The following is a 21,783-nucleotide window of genomic DNA, read 5'->3' as shown; positions in this document are numbered from 1 at the left end:
TGGTCACCGGCATGGGCCGTGAGTCCTGCGGAGCATGATGACTTCGGTAGTCGACAGGTGCGTTTAAAGAGGTGGTCGAGTTCGAGCCGGCGTCGGGCAGCTGTCAGCCGTATGGTTGGCGGACCGCCTGGTTGACCCTTTCCTTTGGGCGGTGTCTGGTGTGGCCGTGACTGCCAGTCCTGATCGCGGCGCTCCCGTCGGGGGCGCGGTTTCGATTCGGTATCCCTAGCGGGCCGTCGACCGACGGATCAGTTGATCGGTGTCCTCGTCAGCTTCCGTCTCCCATTTATCGCCTTCACCGAAGGGTTGGTAGGCCAGCTTCGCCGGCCGGCCCCGGGACCCCTGGGTGACACCGTCGATGACCGAGACCTGCCACTCGCCCCGGCCCTTACCGGGTCGGGCCGTCATCCACGGGCCGATCGGGATCCAGGAGTCGACGCCAGTCCGGTATAGGCCGACCGAATGCTCCTTGGGAGAAATGCTGCTGGTCAACTTGGCACTTGGCAGAACCGGACCAGTGCCGGTCATCCGGAACGCGGCAACCACATATCGTTTTGAATTGAGTCGCAGGGTATCGGCGATCATCACGGTGCGGCCCGGGATGTGACGCAGGGCTGCGGCGAACTGCTCCAACAGCGGGTCGACCTCGTCGATCATGCGGGCCACCTCGTCGTTGGGGCGCTCAGAGCGGTGGCTGACCACGTTGCGGCCGGCCTTCACGACGGCGAGCGCGTCCAGGTCGAGACTGCGGATGACCTGTCCCGCATACGAGTCCTGCGTTAGCCGCGTGCCGAGCGCCTTCAGCAGATCAACCCATTTACCGAGCATCATGTGTGGCGCCAGCACCGGCCGAGGCACCCGCGCCTCCGGGTCGCCGCTCAAGAGTTCGCCGAGCCCGACCGCGCCGATGAACCGGAGGGCGTCTTCCATGGCCGCATGGCCGGCACGTAGTCGCAGGTTGGCCACCGTCTCCGACTCGTATCGCTGCAGGCCGAGCGCCACCGGCAGCGGCAGGTGCTGCAGATCGCTGCGGCTTCGCTGACGTAGATCGGCCAAGACCTCCTCGACTACGGCGGCGAGTTTCTCTGCAGCGATCGCCTTGGTCACGTACTTGGCGGCGCCCGCGTTAGTCGCGTCCATCGCCTGATCGAGGCTTCCCTCGCCGGAAAGCACCACCACCGGCACCCGGTGGCCTTCCTCCTGCATGCGCCTCAGCAGCCATAACCCACCCCAGGTATCGGGCGGCATCTGTAGATCGGTTACCCGACGTCGTAATGTCCGGTACCAAGCCTGGTCAGCGCGCTTTCGCCGTCGTGAGCGATCTCGATCTGAGCGGCAATCGGCTCGAGGTGTCCGGCCATCGTACGGGCGACATTCTCTTGGTCGTCCACGAGCAACACCCGGACTGTGCGTCGGGGACCCGCCCCCACTAGCGGCACCAGGGTCGGGCTCGGTTTGCGATCGGGCGCATCGGAATCTGTCACGTCCTCGCATGGCAGGTCGATGATCCAGCGCTGGCCGGCGGCTCCGGGGTCATCGGAGATCGTGGCACCCAGCCGGCGCAGGTCCGTGCGTACCAGCCACAACCCCATGCCCGAGCCGTGCAACTTGTTGCTCGTCACAGTCTCGTCCCGCCAGAACCCCTCGCGGATCTCGTCGGACAGCCCTGGGCCGTCGTCGTGCACGACGAGGAACAGATGGCCTGGCTCGTTGTACCAGTCGACAATGATCCGGCCGCCGTTCGGCATCGCCTCGACTGCGTTCTTGATGAGGTTGTCCAGAACTCCCCGCAGCAACGACGGCGAGAGGGTGACCTCACAATGGCCGGACTCAGCGGGCGTGATCAGGCGTATGTTCTCCATCTCTTTGATCTCCAGGACCTTGGCGGCGCAGTACTCATCGATCCAGCGGCCGAACTGCACCGCCTCTTTGTCGGCATCCGCCAGCGCGCGGTTGGTGTGGTCCAGATGGTCGGCCAGGCGGACTGCGGCGTCGTGGTGTCGTGCGGCATCGGCGAGCCGGTGGAAGCGTGTCACCCGGTCGCGGGTGCCGGACCTGGACGCCGCCCTGCACTGGGGTCGCCGTCCGCCACCCGCCGGGCGACGCGCCCGGGCATGTGCGCAATGAGCTGGTTCTGTTTGCTGACCTTGTCTGGACGAGTGCGCTCCACGACTAGGTCGGCCACTGCGAGCACCAGATGGGTGGCGCCCACCTTGCCCAGTGCCGCCAGCGCGGCGGCCGAGATCGGCGTCCGGCCAATCTCGTAAAGGAAAGTGGAGTGACACGCCGCAAGCCGCAACCAGCGCGCCCGCAGCGGGTCGTCGTCAACCCGCCAACCTCGCCTGCCGAGCTCGGCGACTAGCGAGTCACTGAGCGGCACATCATCCGCCGCCAGGGCCGGGTCGGGAAGAGAGACGAGGGCAGGTCGGGACATGCCGGCGGTGTCCTCCAGGTAGCGCAAGGGTCGGGCAACTCTACCCCTTCTCCTTCGGCCGACCCGTTTCGCGATCTTGCGGCCCCTTTGACCACTGCCCGGACGGCGTAGGCACGAGGTGCCTTTAAGGCTTCCGACCGGCGAAAGAGCTTCTCCTGCCGGCTCCGCTGAAAACCGACCATGTGGTTCCGGCTGACAGCAAGGTGGGTCGGAGGGTGGACGATCGGCGACGTGTGCTCCGCTCGTGTCAGCGGCTCACTGTCAGGCCAAGCCCTGCCTGATGTGGGATCCAGGAAGGTCATCGAGTTTGATCTCCGTCGAGGAATTGCGCTAGGGCCAGCAATAGCGCGACAGTGCCGCCGAAGGCGCCGCCGCCAGCGATGATCGCTAGGGGCACCGGCATCCCGCCGGCGACTGACAACAAGCCGGTGGCGGAGCCGACGGGTATCGCGGCGAGCAGGATGATGGCGGTCCAGATGGCGCGCGACGGGTCGGGAGGCCCGGACCGCTGTGTGGACGGCGTAGAGGCGTCTGGAACTGTCGAAGTCTGCTGGGGCGAGGTTGTTTTACTCGACACACGGCCAACGTTCACCGACCTCAAGCGATGGGGCAACGTTGGTGGACGCGTTCCGACCTCCGTATCTCGTCCGAGCGGCTGACCAGCGAGAACTCAAGATTTCCCGGTCAGGAAAAACCTGACAACATCAGAGCATGGCGCGGACGTACAGAAATACCTTGAAGGCGCACGCGTATGCGCTGTCCTGCCTCGGCGCAGCGTTGACCGATCTTGCTCACGAGCACCGAGTCGCTGCGAGTGCGATGGAGCGGCAGCCGTCGCAGGGCCCACGGGGAGACAGCGAATTCGCCGACTGGATCGCGGCCGCAGCCGAAATTTCGGCTGCGGCCGAGCGGCTACTTGAGTTGGAGGTCGAGTTGGCCCGCCGCCATGGCATGACCTGGGAACAGGTTGCCGATGCCCTCGGGGTCAGTCGCCAGTCCGCCTGGGAACGGTTCCGCACCCACTCGCGTTGGGATCGTACCCACCGGCTTTCGCGGCTGCGGCGTGTACGCCGTGCCGCGATGTTCCGGCGGATGGCGCTCAGCCAGAGCGAGGAGTTCGTAGCCGTCCTGCGACAGATGATGCGGGCCGGTCACGCCTCATCCGAGCGCCGGCCGCCCTATGACGATCGGTGACGCCGGAACTTCGGGCATCGGCAAATTGAGCACTGTGGCAATCGGTACTCGGTCCTGCGGATGATGTCGGAAGTTGACGTCCAGGGTCATCATTGGACCACCGGTCCTCAAGCCACCGCCCGGGCGCACGTCACCGCTGCGTTGGTGGCCGGGCTCACCGCCCTGCGGGAGCAGATCAGCGCGCTGGAGGAGCAGATTGAGATCCAGTTGCTGCAGCATCCCGACGCGGGAGTGTTCACGTCCCTGCCCCATGCGGGGATCGTCCGCGCGGCCCGCGTTCTGGGTGAGATCGGCGACGCCTGCGGCCGCTTCCCGACGCCGGAGGCACTCACCTGCCTGGCCGGGGCCGCGCCCTCGACGAGGCAGTCTGGGAAGGTGAAATCGTCGGCTTCCGCTGGGCCGTCGACATTCAACTCCGTGGAGCAGTCATCGACTTCGCCGGCGACTCCCCGGGGGCTGAAACGGCGTAGCCGGACGACCGGCGGTCGTGAAGGATGTTTGTCATGGCGAACATCGTTCCACGCCGCGATCTTGCGACGCTGATCGTTGACGGACTCGAGATCGGCACCGGGAAGCAGGATTCGGGAGCAATTGGTGAGATCTTTGGCGCCTTCGACATCGACCTCGACGCGATCGCTTGGCCGTTACGGGGAAAGGTCGACGAGAAGCGGCTGATCCGCCGCGAGGCCGCCAGGCAGCTCGCCGAGTCGGCACCGTCGCTGTCCGCCCTCGTTAGCGAGCTTCTGCGATGCGGCGGCCGGTATACGGCCATGGTCCGCGACATCTACGCGCGGCTGGCGAAGCACGCCGTCACGACCGGGGGACCGCGAACGTTCAGGATTTCGCGCGACGGCTTGGACGTAGCCGGGCTGACCATTAGTGAGGCCTTCATCGAACGGATCCGGTCGTTGGAGCGGACGGTTCGCGCCGTAGAGACCGGAACGATCGACGAGGATGCAGTCCGGTCGTTTGTCCTGTGGGACGGCGGTGGCCTCTACGGAACCTGGCCGGTCGATTCCGCGGACGGTTTCCGGCTGCCCGACGCGCTGCTGCACCTGGCGTGGCTCCGGCCTGCGTTGCAGGCGCGTGCGGAACACGAACCTGCTTGGTCCGGGCCACTGGCCGTCATCGGGGCGGCGGAGAATGCCGGCAAGGCGCTCGTCGCGGCCGGTGAGCGGCTCGTCCGCGCTCACCTGGCGAACCTCGACCGCGCACCCGTCTTCCGCCTGACCGATGTCGACCCGCAGCTTCACGAGTGGCCAAAACAGGTCGCGACCGCCGAACCCGCGGGGCGTCCCGGGCAGCGTGTTCTCGTTGCCACGGCCACGCCGGAGCATCTGCACGGCGTCAACGAACCGAGCGACATCGGGCTGGACGAGCACCTCGATGCCGTTGTTCTGCCCGGCAGCGGTCGTGGGCGACAATCAAACTTGGAGGAACTGGCCGGCTTCATCGCCATGTGGCGCCTTGGTCACTGGCCCACCGCCAGGCGCGCGGACCTGGAACTCCGGCTGTTCGCGACGCCCGACACGCTCGCCACGTGGCTTAACCAGCTGCGGACCGCCTGCGACGAGGCCAGCGAATGGTTGCAACGGCGGGTCTTCCGCAAGACCGGCTCGATGAGCGTCGAGGTCCTCCACCGGGCCGTCCAGGAGTACCTCAACCTGCCACTGTGGCAAAACCGGAGCTTGCTGTACGAGGTTTGGGTGCTGTGCGCCACGCTCGATGCGGCCGAGCACGCCGGCTGGATCGTCGAGCTGCCGGGACTGCTTCAGGACGGCGACGTATGGCGCCTGTCCGAGGGCCGAACAGATCGCCCCGTCGGCATGCTGCGGCATGGCGCGACGCCGGCCGCGCATTTGGAGGTGTGGCGAGAACCTGCCCGCGTGGCCGGCGGCGTGGAGCTGACGCCTGACGTCGCCGTTTCGACCCCCGGCGACCACCGGCGCGACCTTCTCGTCGTCGAAGCGAAAGACCAGTACGAGATGCGGCTCGGCCGGGTCCGTCCCCTGTCGGACGGCATGCCGGACCCGAATGACAAGACGCCGATCGGCGTGGCGCTGCGATACGCCAACGGCCTTCGACCGAGGGCTACGTGGGTGTGCAACCACTGTGACATCAAGCCCCGGCAGCAGCCGGAGGTGAATCGCGGTGATTTCTGGACCCGGATGCATCTGGCCGGTCAGTTCCGGCCGGGCAATGTGCCGCCGGAGTTCGGTGCGTCGGTCAGTTGGGCGCTGTCACCGGGCGCCGCCGAGCACCGGGTGGCCGCGCCGCCTGAACCGCGCGGACTCGTGCTAGTGATCGATGTGACAGCCAGCATGCACACGTACCTGACCGCGGCGCTGGCGCGGCTCGGAGCCGCCGAGTGGTCGTCGTTCGACCAGATCCGAGCCGTGCTGTACAGCGATCACGGCTACCCCGAGCCCTTCCTGGTTCGCAAGTTCGGGCCCGCCCCGACGATGGCGGCGTTGCTTGAGGCCGTGGCGGTGGCGCCATCCGGCCACGGGGGCGACGTGGAGGAGGCGCTGGAGGACGCGATGCAGCGGTGCCGGGAGTTGGTCGACGATCTGGGACCTCAGGTCATCCTCGTCCTTACGGACGCACCCGCCCACACGGCCGATCGGTGCCCGTACGGGATCGACGTCCAGGTCGAGACCCGCGCGCTGCTGCGGGCCGGGTGCCGCGTGTATGTGGCGAGCGATCATCAGCCAGCGCGCGATGCGACGTGGGCAGCGTTCGCCGGCCATCCTGGATTCCGAAAGGCGCCGCTGAGTGAGTTCATGGGCCGCGAGGGAGCCCGCGGCTGACCGCAGATGAAACGGACGCGCATCAGCTTGCCGCGCCGAGGAAGTCAAGCAGGGCCGTGGGTGTAGGCGGGGGCAAGCGCCGCGAAGTGGCCGCCCGCTGACCACATGCCAGTGGGCGTCCGGGATGGCGGCGGCCACCACCTGTTGGCGAGTGGCCAGGGGTCGCTTGCGCCAACCAGGACGAGGGCTGGCGCGTTGAGCCCCTGCTTCGCGAGCTCGTAGGCTTTCGCGCCTCGCACAACACATCGGCCCACAGCCGAGCGAACTCTGCGACTGGGGACCCACCTATCCGACGAGGGGAAACCCTGCCCTTCTCAGCAGCAGCCCCTCAGGCCAACTAGCTGACCGAACCGCTCACTCCGCGATCTGGTACTCGTAGGCCTGACGCACCAGGCCCATGATGTAGGTGAAATCGCTGCTCTCGTCGAGGCCGGCCTCGACGTTGCCGTTGCCCCAGTGGCCCCGTCCGGTGACGTCCCAAGCGAGGTCACGCTCGTCGTGGAGGGATTCGAACGGCAGGTTGAGGCTGAGCCTGAGCCTGGCGACCTGCGGGACGACGTCGACGAAGTTGGTCTCCACCTTGTAGGCCACATACAGTTTGAGGAACTGCTCGGTTACGGTGGGATCGAGCGCCAGTACCTCGGACCGGAACTTGTCGAATAGCGCCCGACGAGCCGGCGGGAGCAGGTTCGGGTGGTCCTCGATGGAGAACGCCGTCTCGGCACGCGGCTGCTGGAACTCCGCCATTACTTGGGGGGGCAGCTCGGGCATCTGCCAGATGTCGAGCGCGGCATCAGCCAGGCGTGCCGCGCGGGACTGGATCGTGTCTGCGTTCCAGGTGTCGAGCTGGCCGAGCCCTTGGTTCAGCCGCAGAGGGCTGTGCTTAAATCCCCCATTCATGTCGCGCTTGACCGTGAAGGGATGGTCGCTGTACTCGGAGTTGTATCCGGTGAGGGTCAGGTTGCCGAGGGTGTGCAGGTAGCGGGCCTGGATCTCGCCCCAGTTGTCGCCGAGGGCGTCACGCCACTCTTGTGAGAGCTTCTCGTTCTGCGGCAGGATGTGCTCGATCGTGTAGTCCTCGATCGTCACGACCTCCTTGCGGTTGTGGTTCTCCAGGCGCCGCAGGAAGTAGGAGCGGCGTTTGAAGTGGTAGAGGTCCGCGGTCTTCAGGGCTTCGGCGAACTCGGGGTCGGTGGGGAAGGCGCGGTAGCTCTTCATCGACAGGAAGCGCGCCTTCACACTGTCGAGGTAGCGCTCCTTCCGTAGCCCCTTGCCGAACGTGGCGAATGTCGTGTTGAGCGAGTTGGTGGGGACGCGGCAGACGGCCCGACGGAAAATGTAGGACGTCAACAGGTCGACGATTTCGGCCACCTCTCCGGTGGTGAGGGTGCCGAGTTCATAGTCGGTGTAGACCTCAAGCAGGAGCGGATAGACCACGTCGGCCTTGATCTCGCGGAGGTCCTGGAAGGCAGCGGCGAGGCGCTTGTCCTTTTCCTGCCCGAGCGCCACCGCGCAGTACCGGCCGGAGTAGTCCCGGAGCTGACTGAGCAAGGGCTCCACCGAGCCGGTATCGCTGGTTGCCGCCCGAGCGTAGGCCTTGAACGCCTCGTAGATGTCGGCGAGTCGGGGGATTTCGCCGGTCACTACCGTGAGGTAGTGGCGGACGAAGTCGTCGAATTGGGCTTCGTAGGCGGCCTGGCCGAAGTCGCTCTCCATGGGGCGCCAGTACTGGGCGTAGAACCGCTCCTGGGTGGACGGCTCGAGGCCCATCAGCACGAAGTTGCGGATTAGGTCGGCCTGGGAGAGCTTGCGGCCGGTGGAGTTCATGGACTCGAAGATCAGTTGCGGGTTGTCTTGGGAGCGGTCTAGCCGGATGTCCACGACGACCAGCTTGGCCAGACCCCGACAGATGGCTCCGTAGTCGGTTCCCTGAGATCCCAGTCGGCCTTGAAAGTAGGCATGGTTGCTCTCGATGCGCTCAGAGCGGTGCTTGGGGAGCTGGGCACCACCGACGATGGCCTTGAGGGTGTCGCGGTCGGTCTGCGACAGCAGCAGCTTGAAGTAGCGATCACCTTCCTCGTCGTTGTTGACGAGGTACCGGTTGCGCAGCTTCTTCGGCGAGAACCCGTCGAGTGGCTCACGGTTCTGCTCGGGAAGCCGGCCGAGGGCCTCGGCGAGCGCGGCGACCAGCAGCGTGACCGTGGTCAGGCGCTGCTGGCCGTCGATGACGAGGTTCGGCTCCTGCGAGGTGAGGTTCGACAGGCCCTTCTCGACGTGCACGATCGAGCCGATGAAGTGGGCGTTGAGGCTGTCGTCGGTTCCCGCCCTGACGATGTCATCCCACAGTTGTGCGCACTCCGACTGCGCCCAGGAGTAGGTGCGCTGGTAGATGGGGATGACGAACTGGCTGCCCTTGGCGAGCAGGTCCAGCAACTTGGTTTCCGATGCCTTCACTGCGGCTCCTCTCCCGAGGTTGGTGTGCTGTCTGGAGTCAGGGGATCCGGGATGCCTCCGGCTGTCGCGTCGATGCCTCTGCCAGCCGGCGATTTCGATGCGAACCTGTCCAGGAGCGTGCTGGCGCAGGCGCGCCTCGTTAGGCAAAGCCAGCCGCCAGTCGCATGCCTGCCCGCCGGTGACGTAGGCGACCTCGGGGGTATCCAAAGTGTCTGCGGAGACTACATCGAGAGCATCCAAGATCGTTTGTAACGAACGACCTGGACACCCTCGCGGCAGCCCCTACGCGAAAAAACGATCTACTGGAGGAGTACCCGAGCTGGCGCCGCAGCGGCCCGCTGTGGGAATCACGCCGAAGCTGCTGGAGATTTACCGGCTCGGCATCGCCACCGGCAACGCCATCTTCGAAACGAACCTTGTTGGTCAGTACCGCCGGGAAGTCGGTCAGCTCGGCAACCAACCACCGGGGAACGGTTCACCGCCTCCCGCCTGCCCGAGCACCGCTTCGTCGCTCTCGACGCCGACGCGACCGAGCTCGGCTGGACCGCGTGCAGCCCGGTCTCCGGCCGCTACGTCTATGCCGGCGTCGTCGAGCGCTCCGTCTACGTTCACCCCGACAGCGGCGGCAAGGCATCGGCCGCCCCTACTCAACGTGCCGATCACCGCCAGGGAGACCGCTGAGATATGGACCGTCCAATCCGAAATCTTCCCGAGAACACGCCCAACCTCGCCCCTGCATGCCGCCTGCGGCTTCCGCACCGTCGGAACCCGCAAACGCGTCGACAAACACCACGGCACGCCCACACCCGTCACCAAGTCCTAGCGAACGGGTGGCTGTGGGATGACCGCCGCCCGGTCTTCGCGAGGCACGAATGGTCGGGAGTGACCGCCACCGACACCGGGTGACCTGCCATGGCAGGTAATCATGCGCCGCGTCGACATCGAGCACACCATCCGCGTGCTGGCCCGCGCGGCCACTGGCGAACTCCGCCGGCCTCGGGGACGGAAGCGGGCGAGCCCGGCAGTGCCTGACCGTCCCCGTCGTGTCCGAAAGTGTCGGTGATATGTGTCAGCATGCTTCGGTGACGACCGGCCGTGCTGATTTTTCCCCGAAGGTCCGTCGACTATTAGCCGAGCGGGCTGGCTACCGCTGTTCAAAGCCAGACTGCCGGAGTTCCACGATAGGGCCCGGGCCTAGCCCGGACGACGTGGCCCGGATAGGCATGGCGTGTCATATCTACGCCGCTGCTGAAGGCGGGCCGCGGGGGACTGGTGGGCTGACATTCAAGCAGCGACAGGAAGTTGGCAACGGGATCTGGTTGTGTGCGCACCATGGCCGGCTCGTCGACACTAATCAAGGCGACGGGTACCCTGCAGCCTTGCTGCATACATGGGGTCGAGTACACGAGGCGTACCTTCGGGCCGAAATGCGCGGCGCAACTATATCAACCGGGTTGATCACTGAGATCACGATACGCAAGGGTCCGGCGGCGCTGAAGGCCCGGACCATCGAGTTGTCGGTGCTGAACTTGGTGCAGGGCCACAACGAGAGCGGAAAGAGCGTGTTGCTCGAACTGCTGGCGAGTGCCACGCAATATGGCCGCGCCAGAAGTCGTAATTGGATGGGCGACCTGGCAGCGGAGATTCGCTGGTTTGACCCCCAGCCACACACGTTGAAGATAAAGGCCCATGACGGCAGGCTGCGGTTCGATTTGGATGCCCGACATGGGGCGATCGTGACGGAACCCTATCGCACAGTCGTTCCACGTTATCCTGACTGCGGCAGAGGAACAATTCTAGACTTAGCCGCTGCACTATCCATCGACGTGAGCACTTTTATCGACATCTTGGCGGAGGTTCCGAGCCGGGTCCGCGGTGAGGTGCAGGACGTGGAGATCGTCGGAGGTCGGCCGATTGTGCACCTGGCTTCCTTGCGTCAGCCAATAAAGAGCGACGACTCCCCGTGTACCTCGCAGGCTTTAGATATCCTCTTAGAGGTGGCGATCGAGATGGCGCAGATACATGCCGAGGAGGGTCCAACGCTGCTGTTGGTCGATGAGCTGCTTGACTCTTTTCACCCGAGCCGCGCTTTTCGGATGTTCGAGCTGCTTGCCAAGCGTACGACGGGATTCCAGGCGGTCGTCGTCACCCATCTCACGCTGCCAAGCGAGATCGAGAGGGACTGGTCCAATCAGTTCCTGGTTAGAGCGAGTTCCTGACGCCTCTGTAGGACTTCGTGTCGGTGCTCCGCTACCTCGGGTCAATGCGGGCGTGCATCGACAGCCCCGGATGCCGGTGACGTGCCCGAGCTCGTGGAACCGACAGGCCGACGGGTGGACGTCGGGCGTCGGGCATCGGCCGCCGTGAGCGTAGAAAACGGTGCGATCCGAATTCGTCGTACGCGCGATCGTGGGCCGCCTATGCATTGTCCTTGCAGGGCAGCCTTTCACATTTCACTCCGGTGCACCCGATCCACTTACTAAGCAGGCGAGTGCAGCTCCAGTGCGATGCTGCGTTTCACCTGTTGAATGTGAAGTCGAGCCAGTTGTTTGCGCGAAGCGCGGCTTGCCACCGTTTGCTCATATGCCGCGCCCACCCCGGTTCCACGTCGGTCGCGAACGCCAGTAGCCCGGAGACGTGCCGGACAAATCCGTCGAGCGAGCTGAACCGCCGGTGCAAGACGTGCGTCGCGAGGCCGAACTTTTCAACTCCGCGCACGTTTTCGGCGATCCGACTCCGCATGCTGCGACTAAGTCTCACGTCGTCGCGGTCTACCAGCAAGCCGAGCACAAGCTTGCGACCACCCGGAGGAACGATTCGGGTCTTTTGTTGGTGCAGGGAAAAACCTTCGCTCCGCAGTTCCGAACCCACCTTACGGATCAATTGGGCTGCCCGGCTGCGGTCGAACTCCTCGATCGAGGAAAACGTCAGGTCGTCAGCATATCGCGTGTATACCATCCGCTCGCGATGCGCGAGTGTTGAGAACGTAACGTCCAACTCGTGGAAAATCGCGTTGGCCAGTGCGCCGCTGGTGGGCGCACCTTGAGGCACGAAGCCGAGCACAGGCTGATTGTAGGATTGGATGACGCGATCCCGCACGTCGCCCCCGAAATGACGTACATCGACGTGGCTAGCATGCGCAGCAGATCGGGTGCACAGCCGAGCCAGTTCGAGTGACACGAGTCGGACGTACCCCGCCTCATGAAACAGCGAGAAGACCTGACGTTCATTGATGGTTTCGAAGAAATTTCTGATATCGAGCTTGACCAGCCATCGCGCCCCAGCGTGTCGCATCGCGCAGGCACGGATCGACGAGCCGGCCTGATACGCGTAGCTGTCCGTGTGCACTGGGATTCGGCTCGCGATGCGGTGCAGGATCCACCGTTGCACCCTCATTAGTGGTGGGTCCGGAACAGAAATCGGACGCATTTTTCGTCCGTTGCGGCGCTCGATAACGAGATCAGCGTAGGGGTCGAACGTCCGGGAGACGATTCCGCGCAGGTAGTTGTAAGAAACGCCGGTGCGCACTGCAAGGTGGTTGAGCGTGAGAACCGCGGCGAGCCCGTTGGCCTCGACTGCATAAGCCTGGGCAAGCGCTGCGTCGAGCAGTGCCTCGGGCTTGCCCTCCGCGCGTCCGTCTCGCCGGTAGAGGTGAGGGGAGCCGATAGTCATCTACCTTTGAATTCCTTCCCATCGCGGCAGCGGGGTCGCGAAGACGCGCCGAGGCATCGAGGATGCAGCGTCTTCGCGACCGCACGCGAACGTGGGATTGAACGGAGCGCGTGAGAAACTCACGGCCCGCTCTCGCACCGCGGACTCGCTGCGGCCGTGGTCGACCCGACGGGCCGACCTGGATCTAGATGTCACACGGCTCCCCTCAGGGTCACAGGATAGTAGGGCCCCTCCTCACCGCTTGCAGGCGCTTCCGCGGGCGACGTGGGGCGGTTTCGAGCGCGTCGCAACTCGGCGCGTCCCTCGTTGGTCAGTCGACCGGCGGCGTCAAGCAGTCTCAGCTCCTGGCAGGCTTCCAGCGTTCGCTGCGCGGCTTCGAGGCTGAGACCAAGCAGGCTCCCGAGCGCCATCGGATCGCGATGTCCACTTTCGATGGCACCGAGCACCAGGAGCAGAATCCGCACGGTCGTGTTCGCTTGCGCGTCTAGGGCATCACCAAGGCGCTCCTGCCTAATGATGGTGCAGATGCGCTTCGGATCAGTTTCCAGCCGGTAGTCGTCGAGTTCCGTCTGTAGCTGCGGAGACATGACGCGATTGCTGAACAAGGAAGACCAGTTACGAACCCGGGGGCACTTCGTCTGCCAGAGAATGTTGGGAAGGTTGTTGGGTACAGTGTGATGCAACGTCAGCAGGCCGCATGTCTCACGATATCCGAGGGCGAAATCGGGCTTGTGGGCGTATCTCCGGCACAACGCCTTAACCGCTTCGCGCTCGCGCTCCGTCCACGGCGCGGTGTCGAAGCCAAGTCCTCGTTCCAGATACCGCACGCTTGCGACGAACCGGGAATCCTCCAGGCGCTGCTGAGCCTGCGCCGAGGCCGCGAGCAGGAGGATGTGAATGCGCAGCAGGCCATATGAGTGCCAGCTCCTGACTGTGGGATGGCGCATCCAGGCGTTCACGTAACTGACGATCTGATTACCGGTGCCGCTGTAGTCGTCCACTAAAAGAAGCGATCGCACCCTGTGCTGCCGCAACCTGTCCAGCGAGTTGTAAGACGCGGCTCGGCGAAACTGCGGTCGCCTGCCGACGACATCACGGATGATGTTGCCGACCACCCCTTCGCTGCCGGGGACTGCGGTGAATGGGTGGTCCAGTGGCAGAAGGCTGCTGGCGCGATCGTCCGCTTGGGACCGTTCGGCGGTGCTCGGGTCGCTCGGCAGTTCACGCACCGGGTAGACACCAACAGGCCCTCGTAACTCGCCGATTGCAGCATCTAGGGCTTCCGACAAGGTGATCCGGAAGCGCGCAGAGGAGATCACCCGAAGACTGTCGATCAACAACCTGGCGGCCTGGCGTTCATCGAGGCTGAAGTTTGCGAGCCACCGACGCCCTCGGCTCGTCTCGCTAGGGCGCAGGGTCACCGGTCCACCCTAGCAATGCGGTCAGACTTGGGTGATCGGGAATTCTGCCAGTTCAGTGACAGGATTCCCGACCCCCGGGCGCGCCTGCTCGGCCCCGACATGTGCAAGCCGGAACCTGCCTCGAACCATCAAAACCGTGACGGCCTTCCGACTCCTGCGCCAGACGAATTGCTTCTCGCGATTCGCTCTGGTCACCGGCGAGGTCGCACCGTCGGGCCGGTCCGACGTAGAGGTGACCGCCGTCGCGGTCGACGAATACCGGCGGAAGCTGAGTCGCGCTTTCGGTGGGCTCTGCCTGGACTCCTCGCGGCGGCGAGGGTAACCGTGACCGACATTGTCATCACCCAAGTCGACACAGCGGGGGCGACGTCTGATCCTCGGCCACGACGGTGACGCGTCCTCGCTGGTCTCGTGCTGCGGTTTGAGAACCGCGACCTAATCATCGGCACGCTCGGCGACGAGTGGGTTCTCGCCGTCGGCTCGGTGCCGGCGGCCGCCGCTTCCTACTGGGCTGTGTAGACCTTCGTGCACGGCGGCCGCCGGTAGCAATTACCTCTTCATCTCCCAGCGATTCAGGCTACGCATGCCGATCTTGAGCCGGTCACCGCCGGCGCCAGTCCAGTACTGGCGGAATCTGGCCATCTCGCCCGTAGTCGGTGCGCCAGCATGCCATCGCCCAGACCACGATAGAGACCATCCGCTCCGCCGTACTAGGGAGGGCTTCCGACGTTGGGCCGCGCTACGAGACCAAGTTGCTGAATTCGGTGACGAGACGTCGCATGGCCTCGCCTGCGTCAAGGGGCGCCATGACGTGCCTCCCACGCTCTCGGGTCGTAGCCCCGAGGGCCGAGTAGACGCTGGAAGGTCGTTAGCTCTTTCATCCGAATGTGGGATGCCGTTTGCGCCTGCGGCGGTGGACGCTGTCCTGTTGCCATGAAGGGATGACGGGAGTAGACGTGTTCGCTGAGTTGACGAAGCCGGATGAGCGGACGCTGCGCTTCACCTCGATGGGGTTGAGCCTCGGCGGGCTTCTACATGAGGATGACGCGCTTGCCTTTCAGCGCTCCCAGATCGCCGGCGCGGTGCTGACCGATGCCGTGCCTGCCGATCTTCGGGCGAGCTTCGAGCGGTTGCGTGACCAGCACAGCTTGGGTGTGGTCGACTACGAGCAGTTCACTGTCGTTGCTGACGCTGCCGTCGGCCTCTACGAGCCCGCTCTACGTGCTCGATTCGTCGAGTTCTATCACGGCCGGGTGATTCCGTTCACCGACGATGAGGCCCGACCGCAGCCGTTGACCAGCGCCAACTACGACGACATCGCCAAGCATCTGCGCAGACGTAGGCTCCGCTTGCCCGCTGGTAGCGGGGCGCCGAGGCGCTTCGCTGGCATGCTCACCGACCTGTTGGCTTGGGCACGCGAACACGAACTCTTGCGGGGACAGCGGGCCCGACAGGGCGAACAGGTGGTCGTCAAGATGCGCAACCACCTCGCCCACTCGCGACCACATCACATCCACACCCCGGTCGAGGCGACACTCGAGCTGCGTGACCTTGCCGAGTTCATCAATCAGCTATGGGGCGTCGCGACCCCCGACGGCAGGTGTTACCCGGCACCAGTGCGACGCGAGACGCTCGCGGTCGGCTGGAACCCGACCACCGGGGTCCAGGAGTTCACGCGGGCGGAGAACCTCACCGCCGATGAGGATCCCACCACCCGGTGGATCCTGTACCGCGGGGTGCCTGACGGCTACGAGGCCGAGCGCTTCGACTCCCGATACGTCACGACCCGTGTCCCGACGCAATACCTGTGGGGGCCGGACTCCGCCGCCGACGCGGTCGCCTGGCTGGCCACCCACCAGCCCACCGGCGACGAGATCGACCCGGTAGACGGGCTCTATCTCCTGCGTCATCACGGCAACCGCCTGTACCTGCCCCAGACTCCCGAGGTCTTCGCCGCGACACCCGTGGAGCAGCAAGCCGGTCGGTGGCACCTGCTGCGCGCGGACGTCGGCAACGACGCCTTCGCCTGCGTACGCGCCCGTGTCACCCCGAACGAAACCCACAACAGCTGCCGCTGCCCTGTGGAACGGCTCGCGCAAGGGACCTGGAACGCGGTGCACGCGAAACTGCGCCACCTCCAGCCAGCCCTCGTGCCCCATCTCCCTGCCGACGTCCGAGCGCCATCGCCGATGGCCTGGCCCCGCGCAGTGGAGATACCGACCTGAATCGGCGACCGACGGGGGTGGTATCACTCGAAACGCGAGCCACCGGCAGCCAGGGAACGGCGAACCACCTGACCGTAGCAGTGGCGCCGCGCGCCGTAGGCGGCACCGGACGGACGGCTTGGCTAGCATGGATTCGGTACGTCGTGCGTGGCCTGGGTCGGGCGTGTCCGTTCGAGTCGGCTCGACCGCGATGTGTGTGGCGATGTGTGGAACTCTTACGCAGTCACTCCTGGGACAACCGGATGAGTTCAGGTCTCAAAGGTCAGGGAAGTGCACCGGGAGGAGGCGGGGACGCATGGCTCGTGTTGTGCAAGTTCTTCGGGGTTTTGCCGAGACCGCTACCACCATCGGCATCGCGGTGACGGGAGGGTTCCTGGCCCAGACCAGGCACGACGAGCCCGCTGGAGCACTCGGCCATTAGCCGCAGACAGGGGCTATCGGCCGTTGGATGCGGTCTTCACCAAGACCCTGCTCAGTGAGGCGAAGCGGCGAAGGGTGGCGGTGCGGGACCGAGCCAAGCCCGGCAACGCTGTTGATCCGTCGCCACCCTTCGCGATCGTCGGCGATACATTCTGTGCATGCGTGACTACGGTGCATCCGGACTCGTCGCTCATCTCCCGCAAGACGAGTGGCATCGAGTGCAGGGCACCGGGATCCCCGTGCGCTTCGAGCCCCGCGACGTGCTTCTGCGTCAGGGTGATACCACCCAGCACGTGCACGTGGTCCTTGCCGGCTGCGTCAAAATTGTGCGGTCGGAGAGCGACGGTAGCCGCGCGATCCTGACGCTGCGGGCCGCTGGCGATGTCGTCGGCGACCTGGCCGCCGTCGACCTGCAACCCCGGTCGGCCACGGTCACCGCCCTCACCAGTACGGTCACGCGGCTGCTGACCGGCCCACAGTTCCGGCGTTTCCTGACCCGGCCCGCGTTCGCGGCGGGCTTCGCCGCCTACACGGTGGGCCGGCTGCGCACCTCGGACGCCCAGCGTGTGGCGCTGGCCGTGCTGCCTGTGCGGGAGCGGCTGGCCCGGGCGCTGATCCAGCTCGACCGCGAGAGCCGGCGTGCCGACGGGCAGCCCCTGATCCGGCTGTCCCAGGCGGAACTCGCGGAACTGGTCGGCACCTCGCGCAACGCGGTCGTTACCGAGCTCACCGCCCTGCGCGAGGCAGGCATCGTCGCTACCGGACGACGCGAGATCACCATCGTGGATCCCGCGGCGCTGAGCTATCGGTCACAGGGTTTCCGCCCAGAACTGGGCAGAGAACCGCGCGTACCCGGCTGACGCTGAGGGGGTCCCGTTCTCAAGGAAGGGCTCCCGTGGAACACATCCCGTTCGCACGTTCGATCGACCTACCACCGTACCGGGCGATTCTGGCCGTGGACGCCAAGGGTTTCACCGCCGAACCAGGCAGCGCCCAAGAGGCGGTCAGCAAGAATCTGCTCGACCTTGTGGGTGACGCCCTCACCGGCGCCGGGCTGGGGGCCGAGTGGGATCGCCCGGCGTTCCTCGGCCCTGCCGGTGATGGCTTCGCGGTTGGCCTTCCGCCGCGGGTCCTGCCCTACCTGGTGGACCCGTTCCCGCGCCTGCTGCAGGAACGCCTGGCAGAGCACAACCGTCAGGCGCGTGAACGCCTTCAGCTGAGGGTCAGCCTGCATGTCGGGCCGCTACCGGCGGATCCAGAGAATCCCTATTGGACCGGCAATGGGGACTCGCGCAACGACACGCACCGCCTGCTCGATTCGGTGCCGGTGAGGGCCGTGCTCGCCGCTGCCAGTCCTCGCGTGACATTCGTAGCCTGCATCTTTTCCGATCGCGTTTTCGAGGACGTCATAGCCGCTGGGTACGCCAGGATGGAACCCGACCGCTGCCTCCCGGTCACGGCGACGGTCGACGGCAAGGCGTTTAGCCGACAGGCGTGGCTCTACATCCCGGAGGTCTCCGGGAACCTCCTCGGCGTGATGCCGGCCGAACCGCTGGCCGCGCCGCCGTCGAGGCCGATGGCAGGGAAGCGCCCAGGGCCTCGGATCTCCGGGCCGAGGGTGAAGCGGAACGACGGTCAGGTCGCCACCACGGTCGAGAGCATGACGCAGCACCGGGGCGGTGAGTGATGACTACCGACTCGATTGAGCCGATGGATCCGGACATCGACGAGTCCTACGCCGACGACCTCGACGACGGCCCCTACATCGAAGAGAACAGCGGTCAGGCGGCCTCGCGTCGAGGGCGATATGGTGCAGAACGTCCACAACTGGCTCGGACGCTACAGGGCCGCCCGGGAGCTGTCCGACGCCTTCGTTCAGGAGACGATTGGGACCTTCGTAGAGCGCTTTTACGGCCCGGGCGGACTGCCCAGGGAAGCTGCCGCCGGAATCCTGCGGGAGCGGCGCCACGTCCTGCTGGTGGCCGAACCCGGCACCGGTCGGCGGACCGCCGCGGTCGGGCTGCTCGGCGGCGTTCCCTCGCCTCGGCGGGAGATCCCGACCGACGACGATCAGCAACGGCTCCTGCCCGTCGACGAGGTGCCTTGGTCGTCGTACGGCCCATCCGCCTACCTGCTCACGGTGCCGCCCGGAAGCCGCAACGGCCGCTTGCGTGAGCTTCTCATCGCCTACCGAGAGGCGGTAGAAAAGGGGGACTCGTACCTCGTCGTCCTGGTCGACCGCAAGAGCCTCGAAAGGCCCGAGGACGTTCCGGGCTTCACCGTCCTCACGGTCACCGCTCCTGAACGCGAGAAACTGCTGAGCCAGCTCCTGGACGACCAGCGAGCCCGCCTGGACGTGGACACACTGCTCAGGACTCCGCCGATACCGGCGATGCTAGAGGGTGCCACTCCGGCCCAGATCGCGAGGCTGTCCCACAGGATCAGGGCCGCGGTCGGGAATCCCCAGGAGCCGCTGGCCGAGATCGCCGGCAAGTCGGTCCAGGCCTACCAGAACTGGGACGAAGAACTGGCCACCTGGTTCGAAGACAACGTCGATGCGCGGACCAGGCTCTTCCTCATTGCCCTTGCCTTCCTGCAGGGGGGACAGGCCACCAACGTCCTTCACGCCATGGAGAAACTCGCCGAGAAGCTGTCGGAACCGGCGAACGTGCGCGGCGGCATCGGCGCCCCGGGGATCCGCCAGCTTGCCAAGAGCGTCAACGCCCGGATCGACGACGAGCACCGGATCGTCTTCACCCTGCCGTCCTACAACGTCGCGATCCTGCGCTTTGTGCACGCCGACCAGTCCAAGGCCTTCCGTACGCGCCTCTGGAGCTGGGCGTCCGACCTGCCGATGCGTCGTGGAGGATCCCCGAACGTCCGTGTCGCCGGACAGGTGGCCTCGGCCATGCTCGCCGTGACCTTGGCCCTTCCCGGGGCCGACGCCCCCGAAGTGCGTACCTTGACCGAGCGGTGGTGGGGGTACCAGACACTGCGACCGCTGGTTGTCGACCTTATGACGGCGGTTGCGATGAGCCCTGAGGCCGGGGCGGCGATGCGCGGTCGGCTCAATCAGTGGGCCGTCCAGTCGGGAAGCGTGACGCTGCTCTGCGCGGTCGCCGCGGTGTGCGGCGGCGAGTTGGCAGACGCGTATCCGCAGGCGGTGTTGACCCGCCTGAACAACCTGGCCGGACGGGGGATCGATGATGTCACCGACGGGGTCGTGGATGCTGTGCGGTCGCTGTGGGACCGGCCGCTGCACCGGCAGGCGACGTTGCGCCGGGTCGTCGACTGGACGGCCGCGCAGGACCGGCGGCACGACGTCGGGCTGCGCGCCCTGGCGGCGATTTCCGAAACTCGGGACCGGGCCGGCTTCCTCCTCGCCGAGCTGGCTAGCGACGCGGAGCTGCAAGCTGGGTTGGTACAAGCCTTCACGCTTCTGTTCACGGGCGAAGGGCCGCAGGGCGAATTCCGTGAGGCGCTCTTCCGCTGGCTAGACGCGGCGGTCGAGGGTCCCGCCTACGAGGACCTCATCACCGGTCTGATGGTCCGCGCTGGCGGGTTCGGCCAGGGTGCCAGTAGCCGCTTCGCCCGCATGTCCGCCCTGCTCTACGACTGGCAGCCACTCGCCCGCGACGCCGAGGCGCCGGCCGCCCGCGAAGCGCGTGATCGGCTCAACGAGCGGCTCCACCGAGCGAACCCACTGGTCGCCCCATGAGCGAGAACTGGCTTGACCGCCTGTTGGGCCTCTGGCTGAGGCCCGAGGATCCCGTACAGCCGGTTACCTTCTCCGCCGAGCTGCCCAGCTGCCATCCACACGTAGCGTTCGACGCGACCTTTCAGGTCTTATGGCAGAGAAACGATCAGGCCGCCCTTTGGACGGTGCGGCAGAAGATCACGGAGTGGGCCGGTCAGGTGACCGCCAAATACAGCGTCACCCAGGCCGGCAACGCAGAGATCGAGATCAACACCCGGAAGGTCAACGGCGTCCGCGTCAAGCTGACGGTTACTCGGCAAGCCCGTATCGCAGTGGAAGCCATCCTGGAGATCGACCGGCAAGCCGCCCTCGAACGGCTAAAGCAGCAGGCCGAGCTCGAGCGGATACGGTACCTGCGGGAAAGCGTCTACTCTCGTCCCGACGTCGCCCGCAGCTATTGGCTCTACCACCACCCTGACCAGCCAGAAGAGCTACTCACCATCAACTTCGAGAAGATCGCTGAGAAGTTCGGGGATGTCGGCGAGTCCCGGTTCCTGGTGATTGCCAAGCTGATCGGTGACTTTCTTGGGCGGCTTGAGGACGGCGACCGCCGATATCTGCTCGGGCAGCTGGGGCAGCTCTTCTCCTCGTATGACCAGCCTGATCTGGCGGAACGACTGGAAGCCTCATGAGGGAGGCGGAACGAGCCACGCTGCAGCAGGCGAATGAGATGATCCGCTTCGCCGATGTGAAGGCGGCCGCCGTCCTGGCTGCCGCCGGGATCCTTGCCGGGCAATTACCGTCGGCTCACGGCTCTTGGGCCAAAGGCGCACTGCTCGTCGCCAGCGTCAGTGTCATGCTTAGCGCGTTGCTGGCGCTCTACACGCTGGCGCCGCGACGGCAGGTAACCACCGCATGGTCGCTGCACTACTACGACCACGTCGTTCGTCGGTACGGCGACGACCGGGAAGCCTTCATCGACGCCTGGGTAGAGGCGGCAGCCGACGAGGACGCGTTCGAACGGGCGGTCGTCGGGCAAATCTGGGCCGCGAACATGGTGGCCCATCGAAAGTTCACCCGGATTACCTGGTCCATCCGCGCGCTAGTGGTTGGCGTCGTGGCCGTCGTGGCCGTAGCTCTTACGTAAGACGTTTTTCTGTTCAGCAAGCCGGCCTCATCGACGACCTGCGTCGGATAGCCACGCAGGTCGTCCCGGACAGCGTCCGTGTGCCAGTTGGCCGCATTCAGCAGCCGTTGCATCCGGTCCGGGGGAGTGGTGCGATGACTCCTTTACTCGGCTGGTTTACACTTCACGCGACCTGGGAGAACGTGCTTGAGCACGTCGCTGGGGCCCTCAACTACTGGGGGTCAAGGGGTCGTCGGTTCGAATCCGGCCGTCCCGACGTATCTGACCAGGGGATATGCCGATGGAGGCATATCCCTTGTGATCTTTTTA

General features: G+C 65.6%; 16 protein-coding genes. 10 read left to right on the top strand and 6 right to left on the bottom strand.

The window, feature by feature from the left end; translation table 11 throughout:
* Positions 1 to 225 precede the first annotated feature (225 nt).
* The 3 genes from GA0070561_RS28275 to GA0070561_RS28265 are packed head-to-tail and all read right to left on the bottom strand — an operon-like array spanning position 226 to position 2,461.
* Positions 226 to 1,206, bottom strand: coding sequence for a hypothetical protein (locus GA0070561_RS28275; protein ID WP_244166470.1), 981 nt, complete (start codon positions 1,204 to 1,206; stop codon positions 226 to 228).
* 53 nt (positions 1,207 to 1,259) lie between these two features.
* Positions 1,260 to 2,036, bottom strand: a complete 777-nt coding sequence (locus tag GA0070561_RS28270; protein ID WP_091407228.1) for an ATP-binding response regulator — start codon at positions 2,034 to 2,036, stop codon at positions 1,260 to 1,262.
* A complete protein-coding gene (locus GA0070561_RS28265; RefSeq protein ID WP_091407225.1) occupies positions 2,033 to 2,461 on the bottom strand; it encodes a hypothetical protein in 429 nt (142 codons plus the stop codon). Before GA0070561_RS28265 ends, GA0070561_RS28270 begins: the two co-directional genes overlap by 4 nt.
* 684 nt (positions 2,462 to 3,145) lie before the next feature.
* Between GA0070561_RS28265 and GA0070561_RS28260 the strand changes: the two genes are divergently transcribed.
* The 3 genes from GA0070561_RS28260 to GA0070561_RS28250 are packed head-to-tail and all read left to right on the top strand — an operon-like array spanning position 3,146 to position 6,438.
* Complete coding sequence (locus GA0070561_RS28260; RefSeq protein WP_091407223.1) at positions 3,146 to 3,628, top strand: hypothetical protein; 483 nt, start codon at positions 3,146 to 3,148, stop codon at positions 3,626 to 3,628.
* A gap of 60 nt (positions 3,629 to 3,688) precedes the next feature.
* Complete coding sequence (locus GA0070561_RS34380) at positions 3,689 to 4,171, top strand: transposase (RefSeq protein ID WP_091407221.1); 483 nt, start codon at positions 3,689 to 3,691, stop codon at positions 4,169 to 4,171.
* Positions 4,132 to 6,438: a vWA domain-containing protein gene (locus GA0070561_RS28250; protein WP_091407218.1), complete on the top strand. Its 2,307-nt coding sequence runs from the start codon at positions 4,132 to 4,134 to the stop codon at positions 6,436 to 6,438. The genes GA0070561_RS34380 and GA0070561_RS28250 overlap by 40 nt, the downstream gene beginning before the upstream one ends.
* 354 nt (positions 6,439 to 6,792) lie before the next feature.
* Here the strand turns inward: GA0070561_RS28250 and GA0070561_RS28245 are convergent, their stop codons facing one another.
* Positions 6,793 to 8,892 carry a DUF262 and DUF1524 domain-containing protein gene (locus GA0070561_RS28245; RefSeq protein ID WP_091407215.1) on the bottom strand — a complete coding sequence of 700 codons (2,100 nt, stop codon included), beginning with the start codon at positions 8,890 to 8,892 and terminating at the stop codon, positions 6,793 to 6,795.
* Positions 8,893 to 10,346: 1,454 nt separating this feature from the next.
* Here GA0070561_RS28245 and GA0070561_RS28235 point away from each other — a divergent pair.
* On the top strand, positions 10,347 to 11,111 hold the full coding sequence (locus GA0070561_RS28235) for a hypothetical protein (RefSeq protein WP_141710482.1): 765 nt from the start codon (positions 10,347 to 10,349) through the stop codon (positions 11,109 to 11,111).
* A gap of 298 nt (positions 11,112 to 11,409) precedes the next feature.
* On the opposite strand, the gene GA0070561_RS28230 is transcribed toward GA0070561_RS28235, so the two are convergent.
* Both GA0070561_RS28230 and GA0070561_RS28225 read right to left on the bottom strand, forming a co-directional pair.
* Entirely contained in the window at positions 11,410 to 12,564 is a 1,155-nt protein-coding gene (locus tag GA0070561_RS28230) for a reverse transcriptase family protein (protein ID WP_091407211.1), read from the bottom strand.
* A 191-nt stretch (positions 12,565 to 12,755) separates the two neighbouring features.
* Complete coding sequence (locus tag GA0070561_RS28225; protein ID WP_091407208.1) at positions 12,756 to 13,985, bottom strand: phosphoribosyltransferase-like protein; 1,230 nt, start codon at positions 13,983 to 13,985, stop codon at positions 12,756 to 12,758.
* 899 nt (positions 13,986 to 14,884) lie between these two features.
* On the opposite strand from GA0070561_RS28225, the gene GA0070561_RS28220 reads away from it, so the two are divergent.
* The 6 genes from GA0070561_RS28220 (at position 14,885) to GA0070561_RS28190 (ending at position 21,474) form a co-directional block, all read left to right on the top strand.
* Positions 14,885 to 16,210 carry a hypothetical protein gene (locus GA0070561_RS28220; protein WP_141710481.1) on the top strand — a complete coding sequence of 442 codons (1,326 nt, stop codon included), beginning with the start codon at positions 14,885 to 14,887 and terminating at the stop codon, positions 16,208 to 16,210.
* 578 nt (positions 16,211 to 16,788) lie between these two features.
* The gene (locus GA0070561_RS28215) at positions 16,789 to 17,490 is read left to right on the top strand and encodes a Crp/Fnr family transcriptional regulator (RefSeq protein ID WP_091407203.1); all 702 of its coding nucleotides are present in this window, start codon (positions 16,789 to 16,791) and stop codon (positions 17,488 to 17,490) included.
* 35 nt (positions 17,491 to 17,525) lie between these two features.
* Positions 17,526 to 18,317, top strand: a complete 792-nt coding sequence (locus tag GA0070561_RS33340; protein ID WP_141710480.1) for a hypothetical protein — start codon at positions 17,526 to 17,528, stop codon at positions 18,315 to 18,317.
* 120 nt (positions 18,318 to 18,437) lie between these two features.
* Entirely contained in the window at positions 18,438 to 20,348 is a 1,911-nt protein-coding gene (locus tag GA0070561_RS28200; RefSeq protein ID WP_091407194.1) for a hypothetical protein, read from the top strand.
* Complete coding sequence (locus GA0070561_RS28195) at positions 20,345 to 21,019, top strand: hypothetical protein (protein WP_091407193.1); 675 nt, start codon at positions 20,345 to 20,347, stop codon at positions 21,017 to 21,019. Before GA0070561_RS28200 ends, GA0070561_RS28195 begins: the two co-directional genes overlap by 4 nt.
* Complete coding sequence (locus GA0070561_RS28190; protein WP_091407190.1) at positions 21,016 to 21,474, top strand: Pycsar system effector family protein; 459 nt, start codon at positions 21,016 to 21,018, stop codon at positions 21,472 to 21,474. Before GA0070561_RS28195 ends, GA0070561_RS28190 begins: the two co-directional genes overlap by 4 nt.
* Positions 21,475 to 21,783: the final 309 nt, after the last annotated feature.

This window comes from Micromonospora saelicesensis, assembly GCF_900091575.1.
Lineage (GTDB): Bacteria > Actinomycetota > Actinomycetes > Mycobacteriales > Micromonosporaceae > Micromonospora > Micromonospora saelicesensis.
The sequence above is the reverse complement of the archived record's forward strand: the minus strand, read 5'-3'. Positions and strand labels throughout refer to the sequence as shown.

What these genes read in the sequence shown, in the direction of transcription:
- GA0070561_RS28230 (WP_091407211.1), bottom strand. Translation starts at nt 12,564, where the DNA reads ATGACTATCGGCTCCCCTCACCTCTACCGGCGAGACGGACGCGCGGAG.
- GA0070561_RS28250 (WP_091407218.1), top strand. Translation starts at nt 4,132, where the DNA reads ATGGCGAACATCGTTCCACGCCGCGATCTTGCGACGCTGATCGTTGAC.
- GA0070561_RS28200 (WP_091407194.1), top strand. Translation starts at nt 18,438, where the DNA reads ATGGTGCAGAACGTCCACAACTGGCTCGGACGCTACAGGGCCGCCCGG.
- GA0070561_RS28275 (WP_244166470.1), bottom strand. Translation starts at nt 1,206, where the DNA reads ATGCAGGAGGAAGGCCACCGGGTGCCGGTGGTGGTGCTTTCCGGCGAG.
- GA0070561_RS34380 (WP_091407221.1), top strand. Translation starts at nt 3,689, where the DNA reads ATGATGTCGGAAGTTGACGTCCAGGGTCATCATTGGACCACCGGTCCT.
- GA0070561_RS28195 (WP_091407193.1), top strand. Translation starts at nt 20,345, where the DNA reads ATGAGCGAGAACTGGCTTGACCGCCTGTTGGGCCTCTGGCTGAGGCCC.
- GA0070561_RS28190 (WP_091407190.1), top strand. Translation starts at nt 21,016, where the DNA reads ATGAGGGAGGCGGAACGAGCCACGCTGCAGCAGGCGAATGAGATGATC.
- GA0070561_RS28260 (WP_091407223.1), top strand. Translation starts at nt 3,146, where the DNA reads ATGGCGCGGACGTACAGAAATACCTTGAAGGCGCACGCGTATGCGCTG.
- GA0070561_RS28215 (WP_091407203.1), top strand. Translation starts at nt 16,789, where the DNA reads ATGCGTGACTACGGTGCATCCGGACTCGTCGCTCATCTCCCGCAAGAC.